At 69.5% G+C, this 17,141-nt stretch carries 15 protein-coding genes; 5 read left to right on the forward strand and 10 right to left on the reverse strand.

Annotated features, from left to right (window positions below; translation table 11 throughout):
- From ON26_RS23425 to ON26_RS23460, 8 genes are all read right to left on the reverse strand, one after another.
- Entirely contained in the window at positions 1 to 1,239 is a 1,239-nt protein-coding gene (locus tag ON26_RS23425) for an MCE family protein (protein ID WP_040798605.1), read from the reverse strand.
- Positions 1,236 to 2,258: an MCE family protein gene (locus ON26_RS23430; protein ID WP_245546002.1), complete on the reverse strand. Its 1,023-nt coding sequence runs from the start codon at positions 2,256 to 2,258 to the stop codon at positions 1,236 to 1,238. The genes ON26_RS23425 and ON26_RS23430 overlap by 4 nt, the downstream gene beginning before the upstream one ends.
- Positions 2,255 to 3,277 carry an MCE family protein gene (locus ON26_RS23435; RefSeq protein ID WP_040798608.1) on the reverse strand — a complete coding sequence of 341 codons (1,023 nt, stop codon included), beginning with the start codon at positions 3,275 to 3,277 and terminating at the stop codon, positions 2,255 to 2,257. Before ON26_RS23435 ends, ON26_RS23430 begins: the two co-directional genes overlap by 4 nt.
- The gene (locus tag ON26_RS23440; RefSeq protein WP_245546004.1) at positions 3,274 to 4,434 is read right to left on the reverse strand and encodes an MCE family protein; all 1,161 of its coding nucleotides are present in this window, start codon (positions 4,432 to 4,434) and stop codon (positions 3,274 to 3,276) included. The genes ON26_RS23435 and ON26_RS23440 overlap by 4 nt, the downstream gene beginning before the upstream one ends.
- Before the next feature lie 4 nt (positions 4,435 to 4,438).
- Positions 4,439 to 5,314 (reverse strand): ABC transporter permease, encoded by an 876-nt coding sequence (locus ON26_RS23445; RefSeq protein ID WP_051027426.1) that lies wholly within the window; start codon positions 5,312 to 5,314, stop codon positions 4,439 to 4,441.
- Positions 5,314 to 6,111, reverse strand: a complete 798-nt coding sequence (locus ON26_RS23450) for an MlaE family ABC transporter permease (RefSeq protein WP_051027427.1) — start codon at positions 6,109 to 6,111, stop codon at positions 5,314 to 5,316. Before ON26_RS23450 ends, ON26_RS23445 begins: the two co-directional genes overlap by 1 nt.
- A gap of 9 nt (positions 6,112 to 6,120) precedes the next feature.
- Entirely contained in the window at positions 6,121 to 7,611 is a 1,491-nt protein-coding gene (locus tag ON26_RS23455) for an aldehyde dehydrogenase family protein (RefSeq protein WP_040798611.1), read from the reverse strand.
- A gap of 79 nt (positions 7,612 to 7,690) precedes the next feature.
- Positions 7,691 to 9,253, reverse strand: coding sequence for a class I adenylate-forming enzyme family protein (locus tag ON26_RS23460; RefSeq protein ID WP_051027429.1), 1,563 nt, complete (start codon positions 9,251 to 9,253; stop codon positions 7,691 to 7,693).
- A gap of 360 nt (positions 9,254 to 9,613) precedes the next feature.
- Between ON26_RS23460 and ON26_RS23465 the strand changes: the two genes are divergently transcribed.
- Positions 9,614 to 10,630 carry an Rv1363c family protein gene (locus ON26_RS23465; protein WP_245546006.1) on the forward strand — a complete coding sequence of 339 codons (1,017 nt, stop codon included), beginning with the start codon at positions 9,614 to 9,616 and terminating at the stop codon, positions 10,628 to 10,630.
- Positions 10,627 to 11,163 (forward strand): twin-arginine translocation pathway signal, encoded by a 537-nt coding sequence (locus ON26_RS23470; RefSeq protein WP_245546008.1) that lies wholly within the window; start codon positions 10,627 to 10,629, stop codon positions 11,161 to 11,163. The genes ON26_RS23465 and ON26_RS23470 overlap by 4 nt, the downstream gene beginning before the upstream one ends.
- An 85-nt stretch (positions 11,164 to 11,248) precedes the next feature.
- Here the strand turns inward: ON26_RS23470 and ON26_RS23475 are convergent, their stop codons facing one another.
- Both ON26_RS23475 and ON26_RS23480 read right to left on the reverse strand, forming a co-directional pair.
- On the reverse strand, positions 11,249 to 12,085 hold the full coding sequence (locus ON26_RS23475) for an SDR family oxidoreductase (protein ID WP_040798612.1): 837 nt from the start codon (positions 12,083 to 12,085) through the stop codon (positions 11,249 to 11,251).
- A gap of 123 nt (positions 12,086 to 12,208) precedes the next feature.
- Positions 12,209 to 12,946, reverse strand: coding sequence for an NUDIX hydrolase (locus ON26_RS23480; protein WP_083884310.1), 738 nt, complete (start codon positions 12,944 to 12,946; stop codon positions 12,209 to 12,211).
- A 192-nt stretch (positions 12,947 to 13,138) separates the two neighbouring features.
- Between ON26_RS23480 and ON26_RS23485 the strand changes: the two genes are divergently transcribed.
- The 3 genes from ON26_RS23485 to ON26_RS23495 all read left to right on the forward strand — a co-directional run bounded on the left by ON26_RS23485 (position 13,139) and on the right by ON26_RS23495 (position 17,066).
- Positions 13,139 to 14,191, forward strand: coding sequence for an alpha/beta hydrolase (locus ON26_RS23485; RefSeq protein WP_083884311.1), 1,053 nt, complete (start codon positions 13,139 to 13,141; stop codon positions 14,189 to 14,191).
- A 185-nt stretch (positions 14,192 to 14,376) separates the two neighbouring features.
- Entirely contained in the window at positions 14,377 to 15,291 is a 915-nt protein-coding gene (locus ON26_RS23490; protein WP_040798613.1) for a universal stress protein, read from the forward strand.
- Between the two features lie 263 nt (positions 15,292 to 15,554).
- The gene (locus ON26_RS23495; protein WP_040798614.1) at positions 15,555 to 17,066 is read left to right on the forward strand and encodes a SulP family inorganic anion transporter; all 1,512 of its coding nucleotides are present in this window, start codon (positions 15,555 to 15,557) and stop codon (positions 17,064 to 17,066) included.
- Positions 17,067 to 17,141: the final 75 nt, after the last annotated feature.

The raw sequence follows: 17,141 nt of genomic DNA on the forward strand, positions 1-17,141 counted from the left end.
TCAACGCCTTCCGCCGAACAGGATGGCGGCCAGATCAAGCGGGGGCGGCGGCGCCTGCTCGGCGGGGGCCACGACCTGCGGGATCAGGTCCGGCTCGGTGTAGAGCACCTTCTCCGGGCGCGGGGTGGGGCCGAGGACCGGGTTGATCGAGAAGGGCAGGTAGTTGAAACTCAGCAGCGGCAGGACCGGGCCGAGGTAGTCACGACAGGTCTGCGCCGACTGCGCCGAGGACTGCTTGCCGACGGCCTCGATGGCCGAGCAGATGAACTGCACCGGATTCGAGAAGTTGTTCAGTACGAAAACGCCCGCTTCGGTGCCGGATTCGGGGTTGTAGATGTTGTAGAAGTTGGCCATGCTCGTCGGGAAGACGTGCAGGAGCTGTTCGAGGTCGTCGCGGTTGTCGACGAGGTTCTGGGTGACGTTCACCAGTCGGCCGACCTGCTCGCTCGCGCGGTCGCGGTTGTCGGCGACGAAGCGCTGGACCTCGGTCACCGCGAGCGAGAGTTGTTGCAGGGCGGCGTCGAGGTCGGAGCGGCTGCCGTTGATCACGCTGGTGAGGGTGGCCAGGCGGTCCTGGAACTCGACGATCTGCACATTGCTGTCACGCAGGGCGGTGACGAACCGCTGCAGGTCGGCCACCGTGGTCACGATGTCGCCGCTGCCGTCGGCGAGGATGCGGCCGACGCCACTGAGCTGCCGCAGGGTGTCGCGCAGCTTGCCGCCGTTGCCGTCCATGGCGGTGGCGGCGCTGTCGATGAACCGGCCGAGGGAGCTCGAGGAGAGGTCGCCGTCGGGACCCAGTTCCTCGGACAGTTTCGTCAATTGGGTCTTGACCTCGTCCCATTCGACGGGGACGGCCGTGCGCTCGAGCGGGATCGTCGCGCCGTCGGCCATGGTGGGGCCCGCACCACGGTAGGCGGGGGTCAGTTGGACGAAGCGGGAGTCGACGAGGCTCTGGGCGACGATGACGGCTTGCGCGTCGGCGGGGATGTCGATGTTCCGATCGACTTCGAGGGTGACCTCGACGGTGGTGCCGCGCGGTTCGACAGCGGAGATCACGCCGACCGCCACGCCGGAGACGCGCACGTCGTCGCCGGGATAGACGGCGGTGGCGGTGCTGAACACCGCGTGAATGGTGTTCGGGCCGAATGCCGCTCGCCATCCGGCCGTGCCCGCCGCCACGAGAACGGCGGCCAGGGCGAGGGCCCCCGCGATGCGAGGAATCTTCATGCGGTTCATCGCGGCGGCTCCGTGGCGGGTTGCGGCGCACCGAAGGCCTGGTCGATGAACGGCTGGATGAGGTCGCCGGGGATGAGGTTGGCGACGAAGGCGTTGTAGAACGGGCCGCCGGAAACCGCCTCGCCCTGCGTCATGGCCACTTTCGCCAGGCCGGGCAGAGCGGCGGCGATATTGTCGCGGTTCTTCTCGAGCATCGCGACCACGGAGTTCAGGCGGTCCAGGGTGGGGGCGAGATCGGCTTCGTTGTCGGCGACCAAGCCGCGCAGTTGTTCGGCGACAGCGGCGGTGTTCGCCAGCAGGTCGACGATGGCCTGGCGGCGGGCCACCAGGGTCTGCAGCAGCGCGTTCGAGTCCAGGATCATCGTGTTCAGTTGCGCGCCGCGGTCGGCGAGAATGCCGGTGACATCGGCGGTGGCGGTGAGCAGGGCGCGCAGGGTCTCGTCGCGGCTGTTGATCGCGCGGGACAGCTCGGTGAGGCCGTCGAAGGCCGGGCCCAGTTGCGGGGCGATCCGGTCGAGGGTGACGGCCAGGGTGTCCAGGGCCGCGTCCAGGGCGGCGGTATCGGTCTCGCCGACATTGGTGGCCAGCTCGCCCACGGCGTCGGTGAGCGAGTACGGCGAGGAGGTGCGCTCGATCGGGACGACATCGCCGGGCCGCAGTACTCCCGGTCCGGCGGACACCAGGGTCAGCACTCGCTTGCCGAGTAGGGAGCCGGTTTTGATGTGGACAGAGGTGCCGCCGCCGAGGGTGATCCGGTCGCGGACGGTGAAGTCGACCTTCGCGTCGCCGTTGTCCAGGCTCAGCCGGGCGACACTGCCGACGGTGACACCGGAGAGCACGACCTCGTCGCCGACCTCGAGTCCGCCCGCCTCGGCGAAGACGGCGGTGTAGCGGACGGTGGTGCCCCAGGCGATGAACTGCTGCGACTGCAGGCCGATGGCGATCACGCAGATCACCAGGACCACGCCGATCACGCCGTGGCGGGCCAGGTGCGCGCCGCGATACTGCGTCAGGCTCACGGGCTGCACCGTCCCGTCGTCTGCTCGATCGCGGGCAGCACCAGCACCTGACCGCTGGGATCGTTGATCCGGACGGTGATGGCGCAGATGTAGTACTGGATGAAATTGCCGTAGGCGCCGGTGCGGACCAGCTTGCGGAAGTTGCCGGGGGCGCGGCCGAGTGCGTCGTCGAGTACTTGTTTGTCGTTGTCGAGAAGTGGGGCCAGACGTGCCAATTCGTCGACGGTTCCGGCGAGGGGCCCTCGGGCGTCGACGAGGAGGTCGGCAACGCTCGCGGTGCCCCGGTCGATGGCCTCGACTGCGGCGCCGATGGGATCGCGCTGAGCGGTCAGTTCGCCGACGAGGCGTTGCAGACGGTCGACGGTGGCGGTGAACTGGTCGCCCTCGGTGCTCAGGGTGTCCATGACGGTGCGGAGGTGGTCGAGCAGGCGCTCGACGACGTCGTTCTTCTCGGCGAGGGCGGTGGTGAACGAGGCGGTGCCGGCCATGAGCGAGTCGATGGTGTTCTCCCTGCCCTGCACGATCTCGAGCAGCGACCAGGTCAGCGCGTTCACCTCCTGAGCGTTCAGACCTTGGATCACCGGTTTCAGGCCGCCGATCAGCAGGTCGAGATCGAGTGCGCCCGAGGTCTTCTCGACCGGGATGCGGGCGCCGCCGGGCAGCGGTTCGGAGACCCCGGGCGGGTCGGTGAGTTCGAGGTAGCGGTCGCCGACGAGGTTGAGGTAGCGCACGGTGGCCTCGGTGGCGGTGGTCAGCCGCACGGTGCCGGCGGCGTCGAATTCGACCAGCACGGAGTGGTCTTCGCGCAGTTCGACGCCACGGACGGTCCCGACCGGCACGCCGGCGATGCGCACGGTGTCGCCGCGGCGCAGGCCCGAGGCATCGGCGAAGACGGCCGAATACCCGGTGGCGCTGCCGCCCCGGTACTGGCCGAACACGAGGATCAGCAGGCCCGACAGCACCACCATGACCACGGCGAAGGCACCGAATTTCAGGAGCGGGGCATTGCGGGGGCTCATCGGGTCGCTCCGGTCAGCGGCCCGAACAACGCGTTCGGGAGGGTCTCGGAGTTGACGACGATGCCCTGGTTGCCACGGGCGAACGGGTTGGCTCCGACATCGGCGACGACGAACGGCGGCCGCTGCTCGTAGCCGACCGGCAGTACCGAGCACTGGGAGCCGCCCGAGGCCTGCAGTTTCGGCAGGTTCTCCGGGTAGCGGTAGGGGTCGATGCCCCAGAGGAAGTTCGCCGACAACCCGAGCCCGGGGACGTCGACCGGCGCCATCTGGGAGAGGTCGGCGAAACCGTCCAGCGAGCAGTACAGGGCCTCGCGGTATTCGGAGGTGAGCGCGGTGGTGGGTACCAGAACGGCGAGTGTGCTCGCGAGGGCGGAGGAGTTGGCGGCCAGCACGCGATGTCCGGTGTCGGACAGGCCGATCAGGCCGAGCAGCATGGCGTCGAGGTTCTGTTGTTCCTCGAGCAGGGTGCCGCCGAGGGACGTGAGATTGCCCGCGATGTCGAGGAGGGGCTGGGCGGCGTCGGCGTAGGTGGCCAGCACCGGGGCGGCGAGGGTGATGTCGGTGCGCAGGGCGGGCAGGGCGGGCTCGAGTTCGGCGAGGAAGGTCTCGAGGTCGCCGAGCATCTCCCCCACCTGGGCGCCTCTCCCCCGGGTGGCGGCGGCGAGGGAGCCGAGGGTGGAGTTCAGTTTCTCCGGCTCGAGCGCGGCGAGGACGGCGGTCAATTGTTCGAAGACGGTGTTGATCTCGACGGTGACGCGGTCGGCGGTGAGCACTCGGCCCGCGCGCAACCGGCCGTCGGGGCGCTCCGGTGGGATCAGCTGGACGAATTTCGCGCCGAAGACGGTGGTGGATGCGATGGCCACCGAGACATTGGCCGGGATGCGAGCCAGCTCGTCGGCATCGATGGCCAGTTCCAGGGTGGCCAGGCCGTCCGGACGCTCGCGGATCGAGGCGACCTTGCCGACGGTGACGCCGCGCATTTTCACATCGGCGTCGGGATTCATCACCAGGCCCGCGCGCTGCGAGAGCACCTGCACCGGCACGGTGTCGGCGAACGCGCCGCGGAAGCTCTGCACCGCCCCCGCCACCAGGAGCCCGCACAGGGCCATCGCCACGATCCCGGCCAGCGGGCGCAACACATCACGGAGCAATGCCACTCACCTACCCGGACAGATCGAAGTTGCCGTCGGCGCCGTAGACCGCCAACGAGACCAGCAGGGTGACCGAGACGATGGCGATCAGCGAGGTCCGCACGGCATTGCCCACCGCGATGCCGACCCCGGCCGGACCGCCCGCGGCGTAGAAGCCGAAGAAGGTGTGGATCAGCAGCACCGTCAGGGCCATCGCCAACGCCTGCACGAACGACCAGAGCAGGTCGATCGGGTTCAGGAAGGTCGAGAAGTAGTGGTTGTAGAGGCCCGAGGACTGACCGAGCAGTACCACCGTGGTGAACCGGCTGGCGATGAAGGAGGCGACCACGGCGAGTGCGTAGAGCGGGGTGATGGCGATCATTCCGGCGACCAGACGGGTGCCGACCAGGTAGGCGATCGGCTCGATGGCCAGCGATTCGAGGGCGTCGATCTCCGCGTTGATGCGCATCGCGCCCAGCTGGGCGGTGGTGCCCGCGCCGAACGTCGCCGCCAGGCCGATGCCCGCGACCACGGGGGCGGAGATGCGCACGTTGATGAAGGCGGCGAGGAATCCGGTGAGCGCTTCGATGCCGATATTGCCCAGCGAGCTGTAGCCCTGCACGGCGAGCGTGCCACCGGTGGCCAGGGTGAGGAAGCCGACGATCACCACCGTGCCCCCGAAGACCGCGAGAGCGCCTGTGCCCATACTGATCTCGGCGATCAGCCGGACGGTCTCGCGGCGGTGGTGCCAGGCCGCGAACGGGGCGAAGGCGAGTGCTTTGACGTAGAAGATGGCGTGGTCGCCGATGTGTGCGGCGACGGTGACGGGCTTGCGGATGCGGCGGACGAACAGTGGGTAGCGGGTGGTGAAGGTCGCCAGTTCGGGGTTCACGGGGTGGTCTGTCATCAGCGCACCGTCATCTGGATGCCGATGGCCGTGACGACCACATTGATCACGAACAGCGACATGAAGGCGTAGACGACGGTCTCGTTGACCGCATTGCCCACCGCCTTCGCGCCGCCGGTGACGATCAGTCCGCGATAGCAGGCGACCAGCCCGGCGACCAAGCCGAACAGCAGAGCCTTGACCGAGGAGATGAGCACCTCGTCGATGCCGGTCAGCAAGGTGATGCCGGCGGCGAACGCGCCGGGGTTCACGTCCTGGACGTAGACCGAGAACATGTAGCCGCCGAGGATGCCGATCACGCAGACCAGATTGTTGAGCAGGAAGGCGACCAGCCCGGAGGCGAGCATGCGGGGGGCGACCAAGCGTTGCACCGGGTCGATGCCGAGCACCTGCATGGCGTCGATCTCCTCCCGGATGGTGCGTGAGCCGAGATCGGCGCACATGGCGGTGGCGCCGGAGCCGGCCACGATCAGCACGGTGACCATCGGACCCACCTGGGTGACCGCGCCGAACGCCGCGCCCGCGCCGCTGAGATCGGCGGCGCCGAGCTCACGCAGCAGGATGTTGAGGGTGAAGCTGACCAGCACCGTGAACGGGATGGCCACCAGCAGGGTCGGTATCAGGGACACCCGCACGATGAACCAGGACTGTTCGAAGAACTCCCTGGTCTGGAACGGTCTGCGGCAGGCGAAGCGCACGGCGTCGGCGGACATGGCGAACAGGCCGCCGACGAGTTCGAACGGCCGGGCCGCCCGATCCACCGCCGTCGGCGTCCATGCGCGCCGTATCCGCTTCATCGCCGTGCCTCATCCGACGATGGTCGCGAAGGTCTTGCTCTCCAGGAACTCCTCGAGTCCCGCCGTGCCCATCTCGCGGCCGATGCCCGACTCCTTGAAACCGCCGAACGGGGTTTCCGGGCCGAAGTAGTGGCCGCCGTTGATGCTGAACGCGCCCGCCCTGATCCTGCGGGCGACCGCGACCGCGCGCTCCTCGTCGGCGCTGTAGACCGCGCCCGCCAGACCGTATCTCGAATTGTTGGCGATGCGGACGGCGTCGTCGTCGGTGTCGAACGGGATCACCACCAGGACCGGGCCGAAAACCTCTTCCTGGGCGATCTCGCTGTCGGGGTCCACGTTCGTCAGCAGCGTCGGGGTGTAGAAGAAGCCGGGGTCGACGCGTTCGCCGCCGGTGACCAGCGTCGCGCCCGCGGCGATGGCGCGCTGCACCATGCCGTCGACCTTGTCGCGCTGGCGTTCGCTGATGAGCGGGCCCATGTAGGTGTGCGGGTGCGCCGGGTCGCCGTAGGTGATGTTGGAGAAGTTGGTGGCGAGCATGGCGACCAGTTCGTCGTGACGTGCCCTCGGCACCAGCAGCCGGGAGGTCAGCGCGCAGCCCTGGCCGGCGTGCGAGCACTGACTGAACGCGGCGAACATGGCGGGCAGGCCCAGACCTGCGGTGTCGAGATCATCGAGCACGATCATCGCCGACTTGCCGCCCAGCTCGAGGAAGACCTTCTTCACCGTCTCGCTCGCGGCCGACATGATGCGCTTGCCGGTGGCCGTGGATCCGGTGAAGGTGATCATGTCGACGTCGTCGTGAGTGGTCATGACGACGCCGATCGCCGGGTCGGAGGAGGTCAGCACGTTCACCACGCCGGCGGGGATGTCGGTGTGCCGGGCGATGATCTCGCCGATCGCCAGGGTGACCAGCGGGGTGTCCGGGGCGCCCTTGAGCACCACGGTGCAGCCCGCGGCCAGCGCGGGAGCGAGCTTCGCCAGGGCGAGCTGGTTGGGATAGTTGTAGGCGACGATGGCGCTGACCACGCCCGCGCCCTCCTTCTCCACCCAGCGGCGATGCTTGGAGCCCCGTACCTCGGTCTCGCCGAGTTCTTCGGTGAACGGGTAGGTGCGCAGCAGATCGGCGTAGTAGCGCACGATCTCGATGGGCGAGTCCACTTGGGCGGTGGTGAGCAGGCGGGTGGCGCCGGCCTCGGCGATGGTCAGTTCGCGCAGCTCTTCGCGATGTTCGTCCAGAGCCCGGTGCAGCTGGTCCAGGCAGTGGATGCGGAACTCGCGGTCGGTGGCCCAGGTGGACCGGTCGAAGGCGCGGCGGGCGGCGGCGATGGCGGCGTTCACGTCCGCCACACTGGCGTCCGGCGCATGGCCGAGAACCTCGCCGGTGGCGGGATTCAGGGTCGGGAAGGTGTGCTCGCGACTCACCAGCTCGCCGTCGATGAGCAGGTGGCGGTCGAGGTTCGACGGCGCTGTGGGCGCGGGTGTTGTGGTTTCGGTTGACATGCTTCCCCACTCGCGAGAATCGGTGTGCTGGCAGGTGGCCCGGCCCGGCTCGTCCGAGACGGACCGGCCGCGGATCGGTTCAGGACGACCGGGCCGTCGGTTGTGCGGCATGGTCGGAGCCTCGGCTGTCGGGCTGCGGGCTGTCGGCTCGCCGCACTTCGGCTTGCTGGATTTCGGAGACGAGGCTGCGCCGCAGGATTTTCCCGGTCGGGGTGACGGGCAACTCGTCGCGGAAGACGATCCGGTCGGGGGTGCGCGAGCCGCGCAGACGGGCGCGAACGAACTCACGCAGATCGGCGGGATCGGGGCGGACCGTGCCTGCGGGCACCACCACCGCGACGATGATCTGGCCCCACTGGGCATCCTCGACGCCGACCACCGCGACCTCGCGCACCGCGTCGTGTTCGACCAGGACGTCCTCGATCTCGGCGGGCGCGATGTTCTCGCCGCCGCGGATGATGGTGTCGTCGGAGCGGCCGCCGATGAACAGATAGCCCTCGGCGTCCAGGCTCGCGACGTCGCGGGTCGGGAACCAGCCGTCGGCGTCGAGGACCGAGCCGATGCCGGTGTAGCGGCCGGAGACCTGAGGGCCGCGCACGAACAGTTCGCCGGTCTCGCCCGCGGGCAGCACCGCGCCCAGTTCGTCACGGATCTGCAGTTCGATGCCCGGCACCGGTTTGCCCACCGAGGCCAGTCTTTTCGCGACATCCGGGTCGGTGGCCGCGTGCGCCTCCCGGTGGTCGTCCGGATCGAGGACGGCGATGGTGGAGCTGGTCTCGGTCAGTCCGTAGGCGTTGACGAAGCCGACCTCGGGCATGAGTTCGAGCGCCTTGCGCACCAGCGGAAGTGCGACCTTGGCCCCGCCGTAGGCCAGCGTGCGCAGGCTCGACAGATCCGCGCCGGTGCGTTCGAGTTCGGTGACGATCCGGTCGAGCATGGTCGGCACCACGGTCGCGCTCGTGATGCGTTCCCCGGCGACCAGGCTCAGCCAGCGCGCGGGGTCGAACCGAGGAAGATAGACCAGTTTCCGGCCCGCGTACAGATTGGACAGGACCGCGCTGACACCGGCGATGTGATAGGGCGGGACGCTGATCAGAGCCGCGTCCCCCGGTGCGGCGGAGGCGAATTCCACCGTGCCGGTGATATAGCTGACCAAGTTGGTGTGGGTCAGTTCGACGGCCTTGGGCGCCGAGGTGGTGCCGGAGGTGAACAGGACGACCGCGATCTCGTCCTCGCCCGGGGTCTCGACGGCGCCGCCCCGAACGGCTCGGCCGACGAAATCGTCCGAGACGACCGTGGGACCACCGAAATCGCCGACAGCATCGAGGTATTCGGTATCGCAGACCAGCAGCGGAGCGTCGAGGCGGCCGAGCAGTTCGAGCAGTGCGGCGCCGCCGAGGCGATAGTTCAACGGCGTGAACGGCACGCCCGCGCGAGCCGCGGCGAAGATCAGCAGCGGGAGCATCGGGCCGCCGGTGCCGATATAGGCCACACTCCGGCATCCCGAGGCCGCGATCCGTGCGCCACCGCCGTCGGCGAGGCCGGCGAGCCGGGCGGCGGTCCAGCGCACGTCGTCGCAGACGACCGCTGTCCGATCCGGGTCGCTCGAAACCGCCATATCGAGCAGCAGTGACACGCTCATCCCGCACCCTCTCCGCGAGCTTCGCCACGGCAGCCGCGGCACGGGATCGGCAAACCCCGGTGTCCGCTCGTGGCGATATTCGCATTCTCTGTTTGCGAGAATAACATACTCACTACTCGACGCCACGGCCTCTGCAGCACCGTTCGAACAGGACCGGCAGAGCGCGTCAGGTCGCCATATTGCGTTATTGACCATGGCAAATAGCCGTTTCTCGCGAGACTTCGTGTGATAACGTCGTTCTCGCTTCGTGGTAATCCGAACTTCCCGCGCGGCGGCTCGGAGCCGACACGTGGCACAGCTCAGAGCCGTCGAACGATCGCGGGTCGACCCGTGATCCGTTCCCACACCGAGGATTCGGCGATGCCCCAGCTCACCCACAGCGACGACTACGCCGGCCCCGCCCGGCCCGCTGCCGCTCACCCGGACAGCCGACTCGCCCTGGACAGCCCGGCCGGTGTGAGCGACCTCCCGGATCCGGGAGCCGGCTCGGCGCGCGACACAGCGACACCGGATCTCGACGAACTCCGCCTCGCCGCCGAGCAGGCCGAGGCGGAGGCGGTCGCGGCGGAAGCAGTGGCCGCGGCGGCCCAGGCGCGCGCTCGGGCCGGCCGATTGCGTCAGCGGGCGGTCGCGGCCGAGCACGCGGTGACCCGAGTCGCCGAGGCGGACGCGGCGGTGTCCGCCGTGAGCGCGACCGCACCGGAACCGCCCGCCGCCCCGGCAGATCCGCCTTCGGACGATTCCGCGCCCGCCGCCGGCTCGGCGCCCGTTGCGCAGGAGGCGACGGACCCGGCCGCGACAGCCGAACCGGCACCGGCGAAGGCCGTCCCCGCCGCGACTACGGCGGGCGACGCCGCTACGAGCCCGGCGCCATCTCGGCGATCACGGCGCCTCCCGAGCGGGCGGGCGCTGATCGGCGCGCTCGCTGTCGCATCGATCGCGGTGTCCGGGACGGTGAGCGGGATGCTCGTCCACCACCATCGGGAGACAATGCAGTCGAACCAGCGGAAAGTGGAGTTCACCGAGGCGGCGCGGCAGGGGGTCGTGGCGCTCACCTCACTCGATTTCAGCCGGGCCGAGCAGGACGTGCAGCGGGTGCTGGAGCATTCGACCGGGGCGTTCCGCGACGATTTCGAGAGCCGATCGCAGGATTTCACCTCCGTCATCGAGCAGTCCCGGGTCGCCACGGCCGGCACCGTGAATTCCGCTGCGGTCGAATCGATGACCGAGGATTCGGCGGTCGTGCTGGTAGCGGCCACCTCCCAGGTCACCAATTCGGCAGGAGCACAGGAGGAGCCGCGCGCCTGGCGGCTGAGCGTGACCGTGACCCGTGAAGGGGACACGATCAAGATGTCGAAAGTCGAGTTCGTGCCATGACGACGACCAGCACACTCCTGAGCGGCCCGCGCCGAGCGTTCGGCATACTCCGCGCCGAGCGCGGATTCGCCATCCTGACGATCCTGGCCGTGGCTTCGGCCGCGCTCGCGGTCACGCTCTGGGCCACGCAGTACCGCACCGACAGCCACGTCGACGACGCGGCCGCGCGGACGGCCGTGGAGGCCGCGACCACCGGGACCGTGGCCCTGCTCTCCTACACTCCCGACACCATCGACGCCGATTTCGCCTCGGCGAAGACACACCTCACCGGCGATTTCCTCGCCTACTACAGCCAGTTCACCCAGCAGGTCGTGGCCCCGGCCGCCAAGGAGAAGTCGGTGTCCACCGACGCCGCCGTCGTACGCTCCGCCGTCGCCGAACTCACCCCGGATCAGGCCGTGGTCCTGGTGTTCATCAACCAGACCACGACCAGCGCCGAGAAACCCGATCCGGCGCTGACCGCGAGCAGCGTGCGCGTGACGCTGACCAAGGTCGACGACGCCTGGCGGATCTCTCGATTCGAGCCGATCTGACCGTTCGGCCGGGCGATGTCCGGCACCGCGTTCCGCCGACACGGCGGCCGGTGGCGCCGTCGCGGTGGTGGTGCGGCTCGGCGGTTCAGCTTCCGCCGAGCTGAACCGCGCCGCTGCGCACGGCCGCGACCACGCCGCCGTCGACGAGCAGATCGGTGCCGGTGATGAAGGACGACTCGGGGCCGAGGAGGAAGGCGACCGCGGCGGCGATGTCCGCGGGAGTGCCGACCCGGCCGGTGCCCGACCCCGCGATCATGGCGCGCATGCTCGCGCCGGACTCGCCGGACAGTTCCTCGCGGCCCATGGGGGTGGAGATCACGCCGGGGCTGATGCTGTTGACGCGCGCGCCGCGGGCGCCCCACGCGAGGCTGGCGGCCTGCACGCGGACCTGATTGCCCCGTTTCGCGAAGGCGTAGGCCGCGCCGGCGTTGGGAATCGCGCCTTCCTGCAGGAAGGGCAGGTCGAGCAGTTCGGCGGAGGGAGTGCGGGCGAGGGCGGTCTCCATCTCGGCGGGCAGCGCGCCTGCTGTCAGGCTGCCCGCCATGCTGGCGATCACCACGCCCGCCCCGCCGCGCGCGATGACCTTGCCGAATTCGTCGAGCACGTAGGCGACGCCCGCCAGGTCCACGCCGAGGATCGCGGCGGCCGAAGCCTGGGTGGGCGAGAGACCGGCGGTATGGGCGACCGCGGTGACCGGGCCGAGTCCGGCCGCGCGGGCGGCCAGCGCCGCCACCGCCGACGCGTCGGAGACGTCGACCTGCTGGGTGTGGACGTCGTAGCCGTCGCCGCGCAGACGCTCGGCCACAGCGTGGAGTGCCGCGTCGTCGAAGTCGGCCAGCAGCACCGGGCGGCCGGGGCCGAGTCTGCGGGCGATCGCCACTCCCATACCGCCGATACCGATGACGACCAGAACGTCACTCATGGCGCTCCATTCCTTCCGCCGGGGAAGATCCCGAATCACGATGCGATGCTTCGATCTTGCTATGTCCCGAGCCGGGCCGCGGGCAATCCGGGCGAACCGTGGCGCGGCGGGTCCGTCGGCGACTCAGCGCCGGGTCCAATCCGGCTGGGCGAAGTGCGCGACCCTGGCCTCGGCGGGGTCGCTACCGAGCAGGACCACCTCGCGGAACTGCCAGAGCATCGCGCCGGTCGGGGCGTGGATGGTCATCCTGGGGCCGAGCCGCATCTGCAGCAGATCAGGTCCGTCCGGGAAGTCCGCGCGGCGGAGCCAGTGCGGCACGTCCTGCGCGGCGAGGCGGGTCAGCGGCACGAAGTGGACGGAGTGGACCTCGTCCGGGTGGGGCCGCAGCCCGGCGAGGCCCGGCATCGTCACCACCACCGGGGTGATCGCGAAGCCGGAGGTGGCCGGGAAGTCGTCGAGTACGCCGAGGATGTCGCCGGGGTCGGCGGGCAGGGCGAGCTCCTCGTGCAATTCGCGCAGCGCGGCCTGCTCGGCGCTCTCCCCCGCTTCCATCCGGCCGCCGGGCAACCCCCACTGCCCCGCATTGCGACCGCGGTAGGCGCGCTTGATCACGAGCACCGCGAGCGCGCCTTCCGCGCCGGGTACCACACACAGCACGACCGCCGCCCGACGCATGCCAGGAGCGTCGGGGACCTCGATCCGGGGGAAGCGTTCGAGACGGGTGCGGGCGAGCTCCCGGAAATTCGCGATGTCGAGCCCGTCGAGTGCGGACGCGGCGCCCGCGGGTGGCTCCGACGAGGAACCGTCCAGCTCCGGCGCGCCCGAGTCGTCCGGGAACCGCGGTCGCGATGTGGTGCTCATCATTCGATCTTGCCTCGAGCCGGGAACGGTCGTGATCCGCGGTCGCAGGACGCACTTCGCCCTGGATGCCGATCACGGTTCGTGTCCTGACCCGCGCGCGTGTAACAGTTGGTCCTCGATCGGATATGTAGCCGGTCACAGGACCAGATGGCGCGCGCGTGGGCGCGGCGAAGCTAGGCAGGTGGTGCATTCATGCGTTCTCGGACGCGGAAATCGGTGATCCGGGCGCAAGCCGGGGTGGGGAGACGGAAGCGGGTGCTGCGCACCGCCGCCGCCGCCCTCACCGCCGCGATGGCGATGTCGGTGTTCGCGGGGGCGAGCTCGGCCGAACCGGCCAAGCCCTCGGCGATCACGTCCGTCCAGAAGGACGGGCGGAACTGGCATCTGAAGGTCTACTCGGCGGCGATGGATTCCGAGATCACCGTCGACGTGCAGCGCCCTGCCGACGAGTCGGTGCCCGCGCCCAATCTCTACATGCTCAACGGCCTCGACGGCGGCTACGGCACGGCGAGCTGGAAGGCCGCCACCCATGCGCTGGAGTGGCTGGCCGACAAGCCGGTCAATGTCATCCAGCCGATCGGCGGTCGCGGCAGCTACTACACCGACTGGCAGCAGGCCGACCCGGTGCTGGGCGTGAACAAATGGAAGACGTTCTTCACCGAGGAACTCCCCCCGCTGCTGGACGCGGAGCTGGGCTCGACCGGCCTCAACTCGCTGACCGGCCTGTCCACCTCGGGCACGTCGGTGCTGCAGCTGGCCGAGGCCAAGCCCGGCCTGTGGAAGTCCGTCGCCGCCTACAGCGGCTGCGCGCAGATCGCCGATCCGGTCGGCCAGCAGTTCCTGAAGCTGGCGGTCGAGACCTGGGGCGGCGGTGACACCGAGAACATGTACGGCCCGGCCGACAGCCCGCTGTGGGCCGAGAACGACCCGGTGATCAACGCCGAGAAGCTGCGCGACACCAAGCTCTACATCTCCACCGGCAGCGGCATCCCGGTGCTCGAGGACGTGCAGTACTACCTCGACAGCGCGCCGGGCCCGATGGGCGCGGTCAACCTGAGCCTCGGCGTGATCATCGAGGCGGCCGTCAACGGCTGCACGGCGAATCTGAAGAACAAGCTCGACTCGCTGGACATCCCGGCCACCTACAACTTCAACCCGGTCGGCACGCACTACTGGCCGTATTGGGAAGAGGCGCTGAAGGATTCGTGGCCGCTGCTCGCCGAGGGCATGGGCCTGAGCAGCTGATCGGCACCGGCTGAGCGTTCCCGAACGCGCACCCACGGCGCGTCGCGCGGGCAGACCTCGTCTGCCCGCGCGACGCGCCGTCTGCTTTCCGGCTCTCGAAGAGAGGACTTTCGGCCTCCGGCGCGCATGATCGACTTCGGCCTAGCATGGGGTCACGACAGCCGACTCCCGGAGGACCGCGCACTATGACCAGTCACGATCCGCAACTCGTCTCCGCGCCGATCGTCGTCGGCGTCGACGGCACCGCAGGCGACCTCGCGGTGCGATGGGCCGCCGAGACAGCCGCCCGCAGGAACCGGCGGCTGCTGCTGGTGCACGCGGTGAACGTGGCCGCGGCCTCCGCGGTCTTCGGGCCCTACGATCTGTTCGTTCCCCCGGTGACCACCGCGATGCGCGACACCGCCGCAAATCTGCTGGCGCGGGCCCGCGAGCTTGCGGCCTCGGTCGCCGAGGGCATCGACATCGACGTGGAGTCCGCCGACGGCAGCGCGGGCAAGATACTGATCGACCGCTCGGCCACCGCGCACATGACGGTCCTCGGCGCCACCGGCACCGGCGGCACACTCGCCCATCTCGGCTCCACGCTGCTGGCGGTGGCCTCGCACGCCAGCGGAACGGTGGTCGTGGTGCGCGGCGCGAACCCGACCGCGACCGAGGACGCGAGCGGGCAGACACTGCCGGTTGTGGTCGGCGTGGACGGCAGCGAGTTCGGCCGGGCCGCGGTCGAGGTGGCCTTCACCGAGGCCGCCGAGCGCAATGCGCCGCTGATCGCCGTGCACACCTGGACCGATCTGCCCGCCGAGGGATTCTTCGGCCTGCCGCCGGGTATCGAGGACCAGGACATCCAGGAGGCCGCGCAGCAGTTGCTGGCCGAGCAGCTGGCCGGCTGGCGGGAGAAGTTCCCCGATCTGGATGTCTCCACCCGCGCCTACCTGTCCGGACCGCGCAAGCATCTGCGCCAGTGGTCCGAGCGGGCGCAACTGGTGGTGACCGGCAGCCGTGGGCGCGGCGGATTCCGCGGTCTGCTGCTCGGTTCCACCAGCAACGACCTGGTGCAGAACGCACACTGCCCGGTGATGGTCGTCCACCCGAGGAAGTGAACGCCCGCCGCCACGTCCGTCCCGCTCGCGGATGAGATGTAGGACACCCCCGGCCCGTTCGGCTTGCGACTCTCCCCTGACGGGAGGGTAATCTCGGCGAGCCGGGTGATCGCCGGTCACCGGATCCGGCCCGAGGCCGCGTTCGGCGATGACCGCTCCCGCTGATCACCGTTGAGATTTCTGCGCATCCCGCCGCCGCGACCGCCGCGACCCTGCCGGGTCCGCCGGTCGCGGCGGTGTGCGCGTGACGGACGGAGTGGTGGATGGTGTCGACGACCCGGCAGGACGAGGGGTCGGTCCGCGCGGCGCTGCGCAATCCGCGCCGGTTGCGCACCGAGGTGCTGGCCGGACTGGTGGTGGCGCTGGCGTTGATCCCGGAGGCGATCTCGTTTTCCATCATCGCCGGCGTCGATCCGCGACTGGGTCTGTTCGCCTCCTTCACCATGGCCGTCACGCTGGCCTTCGTCGGCGGACGCCGGGCGATGATCTCGGCCGCCACCGGTGCGGTCGCGCTGGTGGTCGCCCCGGTCGTGGCCGAGCACGGCGTCGACTATCTGATCGCGACGGTGATCCTGGCGGGCGTGCTGCAGGTGCTGCTGAGCGTGGCCGGGGTGGCCAAGCTGATGCGGTTCATCCCGCGCAGCGTCATGCTCGGCTTCGTCAACTCGCTGGCCATCCTGATCTTCGTGGCGCAGGTGCCACATCTGCTCGGGGTGCCGTGGCTGGTGTATCCGATGGTTGTGGTCGGTCTGCTGATCGTGGTGCTGCTGCCGAAGGTGACCACGGTGGTGCCCGCCCCGCTGGTGGCCATCGTGGTGCTGACGGCGGTGACGATGATCTTCGCGCTGGACGTGCCGAACGTCGGCGACCAGGGGGAACTGCCGTCGAGCCTGCCGTCGCTGTTGCTGCCGGATGTGCCGTTGGACCTGGAGACCTTGAAGATCATCGCGCCCTATGCGCTGGCGATGGCGCTGGTGGGGCTGCTGGAATCGCTGCTGACGGCCAAGCTGGTCGACGACATCACCGATACCCATTCCGACAAGACCCGCGAGGGCTGGGGCCAGGGCGTGGCCAATATCGTCACCGGTTTCTTCGGCGGCATGGGCGGTTGCGCGATGATCGGCCAGACCATGATCAATGTGAAGGTCTCCGGCGCGCGCACCCGGATCTCGACCTTCCTGGCCGGGGTGTTCCTGCTGATCCTGGTGGTCGGTCTGGGTGGGCTGGTGGCGCAGATCCCGATGGCCGCGCTGGTGGCGGTGATGATCATGGTGTCGGTGGGCACCCTGGACTGGCATTCGATCGCGCCGAAGACCTTGCGGCGCATGCCGATCGCCGAGACCACGGTCATGGTGGTGACCGTCGCGGTCACCGTGTTCACCGACAACCTGGCCCTCGGCGTGATCGCGGGCGTGCTGACGGCGATGGTCGCCTTCGCCCATCGCGTCGCCCACTTCACCGAGGTGGTGGTGGTCGGCGAATCCGACACCGACGACGACGGCGAGATCGACACCCGCGTATACCAGGTGCGCGGCGAGCTGTTCTTCGCCTCCAGCAACGACCTGGTCTACCAGTTCGACTACCTCGGCGACCCGGCCAGTGTGGTCATCGACATGTCCGATGCGCACATCTGGGATGCCTCCACGGTCGCCACTCTGGACGCGATCACCACCAAGTACGCCGCACGCGGCAAGACCGTGGAGATCGTCGGGCTGAACCCGGCCTCGACCGCACGGCACGAGCGGCTCTCCGGGCACCTGTCCGGCGCGCACTGACCGCCGTGGCAGCGCGGAGACCACGGCGGGTTATCCGCGGATCGGGCAGGTGGCCGAGCCCTGGCTCCGCTGCCA

Source organism: Nocardia higoensis NBRC 100133 (assembly GCF_000308595.1).
GTDB classification, from domain to species: Bacteria; Actinomycetota; Actinomycetes; order Mycobacteriales; family Mycobacteriaceae; genus Nocardia; species Nocardia higoensis.

What these genes read in the sequence shown, in the direction of transcription:
- ON26_RS23465 (WP_245546006.1), top strand. Translation starts at nt 9,614, where the DNA reads ATGCCCCAGCTCACCCACAGCGACGACTACGCCGGCCCCGCCCGGCCC.
- ON26_RS23425 (WP_040798605.1), bottom strand. Translation starts at nt 1,239, where the DNA reads ATGAACCGCATGAAGATTCCTCGCATCGCGGGGGCCCTCGCCCTGGCC.
- ON26_RS23470 (WP_245546008.1), top strand. Translation starts at nt 10,627, where the DNA reads ATGACGACGACCAGCACACTCCTGAGCGGCCCGCGCCGAGCGTTCGGC.
- ON26_RS23450 (WP_051027427.1), bottom strand. Translation starts at nt 6,111, where the DNA reads ATGAAGCGGATACGGCGCGCATGGACGCCGACGGCGGTGGATCGGGCG.
- ON26_RS23460 (WP_051027429.1), bottom strand. Translation starts at nt 9,253, where the DNA reads ATGAGCGTGTCACTGCTGCTCGATATGGCGGTTTCGAGCGACCCGGAT.
- ON26_RS23480 (WP_083884310.1), bottom strand. Translation starts at nt 12,946, where the DNA reads ATGAGCACCACATCGCGACCGCGGTTCCCGGACGACTCGGGCGCGCCG.
- ON26_RS23485 (WP_083884311.1), top strand. Translation starts at nt 13,139, where the DNA reads ATGCGTTCTCGGACGCGGAAATCGGTGATCCGGGCGCAAGCCGGGGTG.
- ON26_RS23475 (WP_040798612.1), bottom strand. Translation starts at nt 12,085, where the DNA reads ATGAGTGACGTTCTGGTCGTCATCGGTATCGGCGGTATGGGAGTGGCG.
- ON26_RS23455 (WP_040798611.1), bottom strand. Translation starts at nt 7,611, where the DNA reads ATGTCAACCGAAACCACAACACCCGCGCCCACAGCGCCGTCGAACCTC.
- ON26_RS23435 (WP_040798608.1), bottom strand. Translation starts at nt 3,277, where the DNA reads ATGAGCCCCCGCAATGCCCCGCTCCTGAAATTCGGTGCCTTCGCCGTG.
- ON26_RS23445 (WP_051027426.1), bottom strand. Translation starts at nt 5,314, where the DNA reads ATGACAGACCACCCCGTGAACCCCGAACTGGCGACCTTCACCACCCGC.
- ON26_RS23490 (WP_040798613.1), top strand. Translation starts at nt 14,377, where the DNA reads ATGACCAGTCACGATCCGCAACTCGTCTCCGCGCCGATCGTCGTCGGC.
- ON26_RS23495 (WP_040798614.1), top strand. Translation starts at nt 15,555, where the DNA reads ATGGTGTCGACGACCCGGCAGGACGAGGGGTCGGTCCGCGCGGCGCTG.